The 12,063-nt window shown below is 45.3% G+C and carries 5 protein-coding genes; 4 read left to right on the top strand and 1 reads right to left on the bottom strand.

From position 1 onward, the window contains the following. Nucleotides 1–78: 78 nt before the first annotated feature. Nucleotides 79–4,554 carry an endo-beta-N-acetylglucosaminidase gene (locus K5Q22_RS00600; protein ID WP_205013410.1) on the top strand — a complete coding sequence of 1,492 codons (4,476 nt, stop codon included), beginning with the start codon at nt 79–81 and terminating at the stop codon, nt 4,552–4,554. A 39-nt stretch (nt 4,555–4,593) separates the two neighbouring features. Here the strand turns inward: K5Q22_RS00600 and K5Q22_RS00605 are convergent, their stop codons facing one another. Next, complete coding sequence (locus K5Q22_RS00605) at nt 4,594–6,735, bottom strand: GH92 family glycosyl hydrolase (protein ID WP_205013409.1); 2,142 nt, start codon at nt 6,733–6,735, stop codon at nt 4,594–4,596. Between the two features lie 514 nt (nt 6,736–7,249). On the opposite strand from K5Q22_RS00605, the gene K5Q22_RS00610 reads away from it, so the two are divergent. From K5Q22_RS00610 to K5Q22_RS00620, 3 genes are read left to right on the top strand one after another with little or no spacing between them, the layout of a single operon-like run. Next, nucleotides 7,250–8,536, top strand: coding sequence for a glycoside hydrolase family 125 protein (locus K5Q22_RS00610; protein ID WP_205013408.1), 1,287 nt, complete (start codon nt 7,250–7,252; stop codon nt 8,534–8,536). A 1-nt stretch (nt 8,537) separates the two neighbouring features. Next, nucleotides 8,538–11,210: an alpha-mannosidase gene (locus K5Q22_RS00615; RefSeq protein WP_205013407.1), complete on the top strand. Its 2,673-nt coding sequence runs from the start codon at nt 8,538–8,540 to the stop codon at nt 11,208–11,210. Then, the gene (locus K5Q22_RS00620; RefSeq protein ID WP_205013406.1) at nt 11,191–12,057 is read left to right on the top strand and encodes an ROK family protein; all 867 of its coding nucleotides are present in this window, start codon (nt 11,191–11,193) and stop codon (nt 12,055–12,057) included. The genes K5Q22_RS00615 and K5Q22_RS00620 overlap by 20 nt, the downstream gene beginning before the upstream one ends. Nucleotides 12,058–12,063: the final 6 nt, after the last annotated feature.

Below are 12,063 nucleotides of genomic sequence, written 5' to 3' on the forward strand. Positions count from 1 at the left end.
GGTAGCATGTGCCAACTATGATCTGGAAAGGAGGAAAGTGAGAACAGCTGTTGCACTACAATTGTGTAGGAGGAAAATATGACAAAATGTGATTTCGACAAACGTGAGCGATTTGGTATTCGAAAATTTACAATAGGTGCCTGTTCTGTTTTGATTGGTGCGACCTTATTTGGAACACAGGTTTCTGCGGACCAGCTAGAAAATGTGGACAGCTTGTCAGAGCCAGCTGTTGAGCTCTCTTCGGTAGGGAACGAACATGTGGAAAAGACCGAAGCTGAGGAAGGAATATCACCAATTTCAGCAGATGAGAAAGCGGTGACCGAAGAGTTGAATGGAGAAGCATCTGTATCAGATAGTAACGAAGAAAAACTGCCTTCAACTCCGTCTGATAATCCAGAAAATAAACTAGAGGAAACAGAGGAAGCGGAAGATAAAGAGGTAGATTCTTCGGATTCTGGTCTGTTGCTTTCTGATTTTCCTCAGGTAGAGGATCAAGGAATTCGTCCGAAAGAGATTAAGTTTGATAACTGGGATCAGGTGCTTGCTTGGGAGCCGGGGGCTCGTCCAGATGATGATTTGAACCGCGCTTCTGTAGAGTTGGTTGAGCGCTTTAGAGGGCATGTCGTCAATGAGAGAGCCAATGAGAATGCAAAGGTAGAAGCTCTTTCAAATACCAACTCTAAGGCGAAAGACCATGCCTCTGTTGGGGGAGAAGAGTTTAAAGCCTATGCTTTTGATTATTGGCAGTATATTGATTCAATGGTGTTTTGGGAAGGCTTGATTCCTAGCCCAGACGTTATTGATGCTGGACACCGTAATGGTGTGCCTGTTTTGGGAACGATTTTCTACAATTGGTCCAGTAGTATTGAAGACCAAGAGAAGTTTGTGGCTTCTATGAGACAGGATCCTGATGGAAGTTTTCCTGTGGCTCGTAAGTTGGTAGATATGGCAAAATACTATGGTTTCGATGGTTATTTCATTAATCAAGAGACTACAGGAAGCTTGGTTCAACCACTAGGGGAAACAATGAGAAACTTCATGCTCTATACCAAGGAATATGCAGAATCGATTGGTTATCCGATTACGTATTCTTGGTATGATGCCATGACCTACGAATATGGTCGCTATCACGAAGATGGTTTGGGTGAATACAACTATCCGTTTATGGAAAAGGAAGGAGACAAGGTCCCTGCGGATCGTTTCTTTGCGAATTTTAACTGGACACGGGCGAAAAATAACTATTCAATTGAAGTGGCGAAACGAATCGGTCGAGATCCATTTGATATTTTTGCTGGATTTGAATTGCAACGGGGAGGCTCTTACAAAACGCAAATTAACTGGGATGCTCTGTTTGATGAAAATGGGAAATTGAAATTATCACTCGGTCTGTTTGCGCCAGATACCATTACAAGTTTGGGTGCGACGGGTGAGGATTATCATGAGAACGAGAATATCTTCTTTACAGGCTATCAAGGTGATCCAACCAAGCAGAAACCTTCGGATAAAAATTGGTATGGCTTGGCCAATCTCATTGCGGATAAGACGGCTATTACAAGCAGTAATTTCAATAGTTCCTTTAATACAGGGCACGGGAAAAAATGGTTTGTAGATGGCAAGGTTGCCAAAGATGGGGAATGGAATTATCGCTCTGTGTCTGGTATTTTACCAACCTGGCGGTGGTGGATTGAAGCAAGTGGTGAAAAGCTTGCTGCGGCTTATGATTTTGATGATGCCTATAATGGGGGCAACTCTCTTCGTTTTACAGGCGATTTGGAAAAAAATGGTAAGCAGGAAGTTAAGTTGTATTCCACCAAGATTCCTCTATCAGAAACAAGTCGTTTAAGGGTTGCGCACAAAGGAGGGCAAGGTGCAAATATCTCCCTAGCTCTAGCGCTTGAACCAGATTATCAATTTGCGAATAAAGAAGCGTGGCGCTTGCTTAAACTATCAGGAGATTGGCAAGATCAGACCTTTGATTTATCTAGTCTGGCAGGAAAGACAGTGTACGGTATCCAAGTGGTTGTTGAAAATGAAGCAGCGCTGTCGGATTTTGATTTTCGTTTAGGGCAGTTGGCTATTTATGACCAAGAAACTTCACCTACTGCACCGAAAGATGGCCAAGTCCTTGCTAAGCGATTGAAGAATGCCCAAGATGCTGAAGCTGTGATTAGCTTTACAGGGACAGATGATGCAGACTATTATGAAGTCTATGCGCAGGTTGACGGACAGTGGAAATTGCTGACAGGTTCTTCTAATACAAGGATTTACCTCCCTCAGCTAGTTCGTTCTGCTCAGGCAGAAGGTCGAACCCAAGCTTTGAAAGTTCATGCCGTTGGGAAAAACGGTTTGCGTTCGGAAGCAGGGGAGTTTATCTTTGATTGGGAAATGACGGTGAAAGATACTAGCCTTCCTAAACCATTGGCAGAAAACATTGTTCTCGGAGCAGAAGTCATCGGTTCAAGTTTTGCAAAAAAAGAAGGTGGAGAAGGCATTGAGGGCATGTTGAATGGGACCATCACCAGTCTGTCAGATAAATGGTCTTCCCATCAGTTGAGTGGCCATGTAGATATTCGTTTGACCCAACCTCGGACAGTCGTGCGATGGGCTATGGATCATGCTGGTGCAGGTGGTGAATCGGTCAATGATGGCTTAATGAACACCAAGGATTTCGATCTCTATTATAAAAATGAGAATGGTGATTGGGTGTTAGCCAAAGAAGTTCGTGGCAATCGTGATCATGTGACAGACATCGTATTGGACAAGCCAATTCGAGCGCAGGAATGGCGTTTGGATGTCTTGACTTCTGATAATGGTACTCCTTGGAAGGCCATTCGTATTTATAATTGGCGCATGTATGAAGAATTGGACATGGAGACACCAAACATTCCGATGACCCATGCTGTTGCTCGCCATCTCGGTAATCATCAGATTCAAGTAGGTTTCAAGGATGTCCCTGCCAATCGGAAAATAGCGCTTTATTCTAGCCCAGATGCCGTAAAACCACTGGCAGAATTGGAATCGACAGAGTCAGGAAATCTTATATTCGACCCGATTCGCTTTGAGTCCCTGCCTGAGTTCATTTACTACCGTACTCTGGAGGAAGGAAAGGATTGGAGCAATCTATTGGCCATTCGCGTACCGCAAGGTGAAAAAGTCGTGAAAGCGATGGAATGGATAGCTCCCCTAGAGAAAAAAGTTTACCGACAAGGTAGTCCTTTATCGCTTGCAGGAGCACAATTCCGTGTAGCTTTTGAAGGAGATTGGCCTGCTGAACGAGTGAATACCACCAATCCGGCAGTTACAGTAAGGGGATATGATCCGCAAAAATTAGGTGAACAAACATTGACCGTTTCTTATCTAGGCGAAACACTTGCTCAGCCACTGACGGTATATGTTGTTGAAGATATAGCCCAAGGTGAGAAAAAAGCAGTCGGTCTAGAAATCCAACAGTTACCAAAAGTGCAGTATGTTGTAGGAGATGATTTGGATGTCACAAATGGTCGATTTGTTATTATCTATGACGATGAGTCAACTCAGTCCTTCTCTTTGACAGAAGCTGGAGTAGAAATTGTTGGTTTCGATTCCCGTAAAGAGGGGCGTCAGAGCCTAGGTTTGCGGTATGCTGGTTTGGAGACTTCATTTGATGTCCTTGTTTCACCGAAGCCAATCGTCAATGATGAGTATCTAAAACAGAAAATAGCAGAAATTGAGGCTCTACAAACTCAAACAGCCTATCTCTATTCTAGTGAGCAGACACAACTTGCCTTGCAAACTGCCTTGGAAGAAGCTAAGTCTGTGGTAGCAGATACCAATCGGACAGTCGAGCAGGTTGAAGCCGCTCAAACTCTTTTAGAGAAACAGTTAGGGGAGCTGGATGGGGAGAAACTTTACCAAGCAGATCTTGGGCGTCTCAATCAGCTAATCCAAGAGGTGAAAGGAATAGATACGCCTATAAATTCTTCTGAGCTGAGTTCTTTACTTGAAAAAACTGAGAAAATTTTGGGTTCAGATAGTATTCGTCCAGATGAGATGAAGGAGCTGCTCAATGAATGGACTGATTTGTTTGAACAGTCTAGTCTGGTAACGCATGTCGGTACAAGAGATTCGATGGAACCTAAGAATTTACTGGCTCCTGAAAAACCGAGGATGGATTTGACCTATGAGCTGGTGCCGAGACAAGTCATCAAACGGACCAGCACTGATTTGCCACTGGGCAAAGAGCGAATTGTTCAGGAGGGGGCGGATGGTCAAATGATGGTAGCTCACCTAGTCTATAGTGATGGCCGTCGCGAGCTGTATTCACGAACAGTTGCTAATGAGAGTCAGCCGAAAATAGTGGAGGTCGGCAGCGGTTTGCCTATCCAGCAGGAGAAGACTTTAATGGTAGAAAATAGCCCGCAGGTTGAAAAGCAGATCAGAGATGCTTCTCTGCAGAAGAGCGGTCTTCCACAAACTGGTGATACCTATCAGGAGAAGTATGTCCTTCTTGGGTTAGTTGGTATGGCTCTGGCTGGCCTATCTCAGTTAGCTAAGCTCAGAAAGCAAGGTGAATAAAATGAATAGTCAGGGTTTGCTCCCTGACTATTTATTTTTCTAAGAGTATGCCTCTATGCTTGGAAGTATAGATAGGTCAAATTCCAGACACTTAGCTGTCACTAACTGATTATGCTTGATGGTTTGGATGACTTGTTTGTCTAATGAAACTTGCTTGACAAACTGGAAATTTGCATCGCTCTTTGGAGTAGAAATGGTCAGCGTGTGCTGATCTGCAAGTAGCAAGTCTACTTCCTTAAAATGCGGAAGTCCGATTTGGTAGTCAGCTTTTCCTGGACAGACAGGATAGAAGCCTAGACAGGAGAAAATGTACCAGGCTGAAAGGCTACCATTATCCTCATCACCTGGATAGGCTTGAAAACCTGTCTTGAAAGCTGTTTGTCTGATTTTGTGAATGAGCAGACTAGTGTATTCTGGTTTGGTGGACCATTGGAAAAGGTAAGGGATATGGAAGCTCGGTTGATTTGAAATAGCCAGCTGACCGAGATTGACTTGCGCCATTTCCGACATTTCGTGAATTTCATAGCCGTATTGTTCAGGTAAGAAATAAGCTTCCTGATTGCACAGTTGGATGAGGTAGGTGGTAAAGGCTTCTTTTCCGCCCATCAATTCTATCAGTCCATCGATGTCATGAAAGACGGACAGGGTTGCTTGTAGGGCAGAACATTCGGCATAGTCTCTTCCCCAGCTTAGCGAGGAAAAGTCTGCTCGGAATTGTTTCTGTCTATCCTTGGCGCGTATGTACCCTGCTTGGTCATCGAACAGCTGTCGGTAGCCCAGGCTCATTTGAGCGTACTGCTTAGCCAGTTGGTCCTTCCCCAGTTTTTCTGCTACTTGGCTGATAGCCCAATCACTGTAGGCATAATCAAGAGAATGGCTCACAGATTCATTGAAATCAAGAGGGAGATAGTTTAACTGGCGGTAAATCTGACTGCCATGGCGACCGTAACGTTGATCTGCATCGGTCTTTTGACTGGTTTCAATCATGGCCTGGAGAAACTCTTCCATCAAATCAGGAACAAGTCCCTTGCAGGCCGCATCAGCAATGACTCCATCTACAAGGGTTCCCGGCATGATACCGCGTTCGTCTGGTGATAGCCATTTGGGTAAAAATCCAGTATCTCGATAGTGTTGGAGAATGCCGTGGAGAAACTCTTCCAAATAGTCTGGGTAGATAAGTGAAAGCAGAGGATAGGAGGAACGGAAGGTGTCCCAGTAGCCATTGTTGGTGAAAAATTTGCCTAGTTTGGCCTGGTTGCTGATGGGGTCAAAATGAATGGCTTGTCCATCAGGACTAGGTTCATAGAAAGTCTGTGGGTAAAGTAGGCAACGATAGAGGCAGTGGTAGAAGAAATTGATGTCTTCTGTTTTTTTGTCACGAATCTGAATACGGCCCAGTAGTTGGTTCCAGGTGCTTTCAGCTTGTTTTTGGGCTTGGGGGAAGTCAGGAACATCTTTCAATAGAAAGGCGGCCTGCTCAGGGCTGATAAAAGAGGTAGCCAAACGCCCCTTGATAGAAGTGTTTGAGAAGTTGATGCGAAGGTGCAAATCTTCTCCCACCACTTCCGTTTTAGCTATCTTGCGATCCTTGACCAGATGATAGCATTCTGTTATTTCCTCTTCAAATTCTAGGAGAGCATACATGCAGAAATCAGGGGATTGGCAGGCGCTGACCTGAAAAATCTGAATGAGCAATTGATGAGGATTGAGCAGTCGATAAATGGATTTTCCAGATGAATAGAAGACTATTCCGACAGGCTGGTTAGCAAAAGACGCTATCTCAAAACTGGCTCCGTATCGGCTGGGAGCTAAACGGCTTATCAAGCGATAGCGGTTGGATTGTAATTGAAGAAGGTCAGGTCGGAAAACAGCCTGATCCAGTTGGTAGCTAGATTGACGGTGAAAGAGGCTATCTCGGCTTAATTCGCCTGTGACAGGCGTCAATAGGAGGGAGGCAAAATCTCCCAACCAAGGACTGGGTTGATGGGTCAAGCGAATGCCTTGATAGACAGGTTCATAGGGATTGAACCACCAGTTTCCAGTCTGGTCGCTGGTCTGGGGAGCAAAATAATTCATGCCGAAAGGGACCCCTGTCAATGGTAGGGTATTTCCATTTGAAAAGGCATGTGAGTTATAAGTACCATAGCGGGTGTCAATGGTTGAAACGATGGAGGTATGCATAGGTTATCCTTTTCTTTTTTATTTTATCATCATTTAGTTGACTTTTATTACTTAGACATAAGAGGAAACTCCGTTTCCTTATTTCCAACTTCAAACACTCCACTGGATTGTTTGAACTCGCCTTGCCTGATTGAAACAGTCTGGGGGACTGTTTCAAGTCAATGCCTAGAAACAAGAAAGCATTGAGTTATGCCTGCGGCTTTTGAAGCGAACTTGGTTCGCACTATCTCCAGCCTTCAAAGGTTCCCCAAACCTTTGAAGCGAGTATTAAAAGTAAACTAAAAGACGATATTGATAATAAGTGGTGTCTCCTTATTATATAGAGAAAGCGAGCAAAAAGAAAGCGTTTTCCGAAACTGGCAATATTTGTGTAAAAATGCGTTTAATTTGTGTATAGGATTTGCATATGGAATTGTATAGACTGATACTAGGAACCTTGTGTCTAATGAAAATGATAGGGACTTGCCAGATAGAGGTTGGAAGAAGTCTGAGCAAAGGATGAAAAGGAGAAATCATGTTTTACACAAAAGAAATCATAGAGCACTGGCTAACGGACATTCAGAAGAAAACAGCAGACCACCCAAGTTGGGGGAGTGTATTTGAAAGGTGTTATACGGATACGCTTGATAGGACCATTAGTCAGCTGGAGGATGGGACTACTTTTGTCTTAACAGGGGACATTCCAGCCATGTGGTTGAGGGACTCGACAGCCCAGGTCAAACCCTATCTAGCCCTAGCAGGCAAGGATGAGACATTGCGCCAGATGATTGTAGGTCTGGTAGAGAGGCAAATGGCCTTTATTTTGATGGATCCTTATGCCAATGCCTTTAATCAGGCAGCCAATGGGCGGGGGCACCAGACCGACCACACTCAGATGGGTCCCTGGATTTGGGAGCGGAAATATGAAGTGGATTCCCTCTGCTACCCCCTTCAACTAGCCTATCTACTTTGGAAAGCGACAGGGGAAACCAGTCATTTTAACCAGACCTTCTTTGGGGCAGCTGAAAAAATTGTTCAACTCTGGAAATTGGAGCAACACCATGAAAACTCCCCTTATAGCTTTGAACGGGACACTGACCGGCTAGAGGATACCCTCACGCACCAAGGGAAAGGTGCTCCCTGCGCCTATACAGGGATGACCTGGTCTGGTTTTCGTCCAAGCGATGACGCCTGTATCTACCCTTACCTCATCCCCTCAAATATGTTTGCGGTCGTCGTCTTGGGCTATTTAGGAGAAATAGCAGAGCTGTTTGCCAGTGAGGAATTCTCAGATTTGGCTGAAGGTGCCAGACAGTTGGCGCAGGAAATTGACCAGGGGATTCGGACCTTCGGGCTGACCAAGAATCAGGCGGGAGAAACTATTTTTGCCTATGAAGTGGACGGATTGGGCAATCAGTCGATCATGGATGATCCCAATGTCCCTAGCTTGTTGGCGGCTCCCTATCTAGGATATTGTTCCAAAGATGATCCTATCTATTTGGCAACCCGTCGGACTATTTTAAGTCAAGAAAATCCCTATTACTACGAGGGAGACTATGCTGCGGGTCTTGGTTCCAGTCATACCTTCTATCGCTATATTTGGCCGATTGCCTTGGCTATTCAAGGATTGACGACGGATGACAAGGAAGAAAAAGCGCGCTTATTGGATACCATGGTGGCCTGTGATGGCGGTACTGGGCTGATGCATGAGAGTTTCCATGTGGATGATCCGACGCTTTACTCTAGGGAGTGGTTCTCCTGGGCAAATATGATGTTTTGCGAATTGGTTTTAGATTATTATGATATACGACCGGAGGAATAAAATGGGAAAAGAAACGGTTCATATTATTTCACATAGCCACTGGGATAGGGAGTGGTATCTTCCTTTGGAAGAACATCGGATGCGCTTAGTAGAGCTATTTGATGACCTATTTGACTTATTTGAAACAGATCCTGAGTTTCGGAGTTTTCATCTAGATGGTCAGACCATTGTCCTAGATGACTATCTGGAAATTCGTCCGCAGAATCGAGAGTTATTGAAGAAATACATTCAGGACGGTCGGCTGATTATTGGACCCTTTTACATCTTGCAGGATGATTACCTCATCACCAGCGAGGCCAATATGCGCAATACCCTTCTGGGCCACTTGGAAAGCAAGAAGTGGGGACGGGCTCCGAAGATTGGCTACTATCCAGATACTTTTGGAAATATGGGTCAGGCTCCTCAGCTACTGCGTCAGGCTGGTATAGATGTGGCCTTGTTTGGTCGTGGGGTCAAACCAGTTGGCTTTGATAATCAGGTTCTGGGAGATGACCAATTCCAGTCCACTTTCTCGGAGATGATTTGGGAGGGGGCAGATGGCAGTCAGGTTCTGGGAATTTTATTTGCTAACTGGTACAGCAATGGCAATGAAATCCCAGTTGATGAGGAGGAAGCGCGTGTTTTCTGGGAGAAAAAATTGGCAGATGTCCGCAAATACGCTTCAACCTCCCACTATCTGCTGATGAATGGCTGTGATCACCAGCCTGTCCAGAAAAATCTCAGCCAAGCATTACGACTGGCCCGAAAACTGTACCCAGATATAGACTTTGTTCATTCAAGCTTTGAAGAATACATAGCTGCTGTCAAGGAAGAGTTACCCGAGGACCTTAGCCGCGTCAAGGGAGAATTGACTAGCCAGGAAACAGATGGCTGGTACACCTTGGCAAATACGGCCTCTTCGAGAATCTATCTCAAGCAGGCCAATGACCAAGCCAGTCAGCTCTTGGAACAAGTTGTAGAACCCTTGGTGGTGATGACAGGAGATAAGGTGCCCAGAGATGAGTTGCGCTATGCCTGGAAACTCTTGTTGCAGAATGCCCCCCATGATAGCATCTGTGGCTGTAGCGTAGACCAGGTGCATAGTGAGATGGAAACTCGCTTTAAGAAGGTCAAGCAAGTCGCTCATTTCCTGAGCCAGCGCTCCCTAGACAGGTGGGAAAAGCAGGTGGATTCTAGCCAATTAGACGGCTTGCTATTTACGGTTTTCAATACTACAGCCTGCCGACAAACCCAGCTAGTGGAAGTTGATTTGCTTGTTGAACAGGAAGATTTCCGAGATGGGCAGTTAGACCAACACTTCCAATCCATGGCAGCTATTTCTCTGCCAGCCTTGGGTCTCTTTACCAGTCAAGGCCAAGAGCTTGAGGCAACAATTGAAGATCTAGGTGTCAACTTCCGCTACGATTTACCAAAAGATGCTTTTCGCTCTGCCAATTTTGCTCGTCAGATTCGTGTCCGCTTTGTAGTGGAAAATCAGGCACCATTTTCATGGCAGACCTATCAGGTCAAGCCGATTGGTAACACTAGGGTGAATAGCCGTTTAAGTGAACAGTTTGAGAATGATTACTACCGTATCGACGTGGTGGATGGTCAGCTCTTGCTAGAAGACAAGAGAACTGGTCAAGCCTATAAAGATTGGCTAGGGTTTGAAGATTGTGGAGATTTGGGTAATGAATACATCTTTATGGCGCCTAAAAATGATCAACCGATCTATGGTCAGATAGAGGACTTCGGTCTTGTCTACCAAACAGAAGCAGTCAGCATTGCCAAGGTCATTCATCGTTTGCGACTGCCTATAGCTATGGAAACAAGTCTGGAAGATGAACAGAAGCGCCTGGTAGAATTTAAACATCGAACCTCTCAAAGGAGTCAGGAAAAGAAAGACCTGCTTCTTACTACCTATCTGACCCTCTACCGCCATCAACCACAAATCCGCATCCAGACCAATTTCCACAACCAAATCAAGGACCATCGCTTACGAGCAGTCTTTGATATTGGTATAGAAGCTGAGAACCACTTGGCGGATTCCATCTTTGAAGTCGTTGAACGTCCAAATCAGCCTCATCGAGCCTGGGAAAATCCGTCCAATCCTCAGCGTCACCGCAGCTTTATTTGTCTATCAGATGGTCGACAAGCCATGACCGTTTCGAGTAAGGGCCTACATGAGTATGAAATCCTAGACAGGGGCAAGATAGCTTTGACACTACTTCGTGCGACTGGAGAGCTGGGAGATTGGGGCTACTTCCCAACACCAGAAGCCCAGTGTTTGAGGGAATGTCAGTTGGACTATGCCCTTGAAATTTGCTCGGTAGAGGAAGGTTTTGCCAGCTTCCAAAGAGCACAAGCCTTCCAAGGAAACCTGCTAACCAAACAAGTAACCAGCCATAGTGGGCATCTGCCGTGTGATCATCAGTTTTTGAGTCATCCAGCACTGGAAGAGGACCGCTTATGCGTGACTTCTTTGAAGGTGGCAGAAACTTCGGACCGCATTCTGCTCCGTTACTACAATATGAGCCAGGAACAGTTAGCAGGCTGGAGTGAGTGGACTGAAGGGGTTGATTTGCTAGAAGAACCACTAGAGGTTTTGCCGGCTAGGATTGAACCTCAGGCAATCCGAACAGAGGTCATTGGCTATCTTGAAAAGGAGAAAGAATATGGTAGTAGCCTGTTTTGATATTGGAGGTACGGGCATAAAGGCGGCCCTGATTGGTTCAGATAAGCAGATCAACCATCGACAGGAATGGGCAACACCGGCCAGTTTAGCAGAATTGTTGGCGCTTATGGACAGTCTTATTCAGCCGGTAGACGGCTTGGAGGCCATTTCCCTCAGTATACCTGGGGCGGTAGACCTTGAAACAGGTATTATCCAGGGGCTGAGTGCCGTTCCTTATATCCATGGTGTATCTTGGTATGACTTATTAAGTCAGTATGGCTGTCCTGTATATTTGGAAAATGATGCCAATTGTGTCGGTCTGAGTGAATTGGCTGTTGATGACCAGTTATCGACCTTTGCCTGTGTCGTCTGTGGGACAGGCATTGGTGGTGCCTTGATTGTGGATAGAAAACTCATCCGTGGGAAACAAGGTTTCGGTGGCGAATTTGGCTATATGCTGATTGCTACTGGAAAGGGACTTCTCAAAAACTGGTCCCAACTTGCGTCTACTGGAAGTTTGGTCAGACAGGTTGCTAGTCAATATGAGGAAGCTGTGGAAGATTGGAATGGGAAGCGGATTTTTGAACTAGCAGAACAGGGAGATGAGGTATGTCAATTAGCCATTGAAGAAATGACACGCAATCTGGCCTATGGCATTTTAAATATTTCCTATTTCCTGGAGCCAGAAGTGCTGGCAATCGGCGGCTCTATCAGCCAGAGTCTAGTCTTTATCCAAGCCATTCAGGAGCAACTAGAGGCTATACAAAGGGAATATCCAGAAGAATTTCCTTATCTACCTGCTATTCGTGCCTGTCACTATCAGCAGGATGCCAATCTCATGGGTGCTTATATGAAGACCCTACAATAAGGAGAA

Source organism: Streptococcus sp. 2018162 (assembly GCF_019754175.1).
Taxonomy (GTDB): Bacteria; Bacillota; Bacilli; order Lactobacillales; family Streptococcaceae; genus Streptococcus; species Streptococcus hashimotonensis.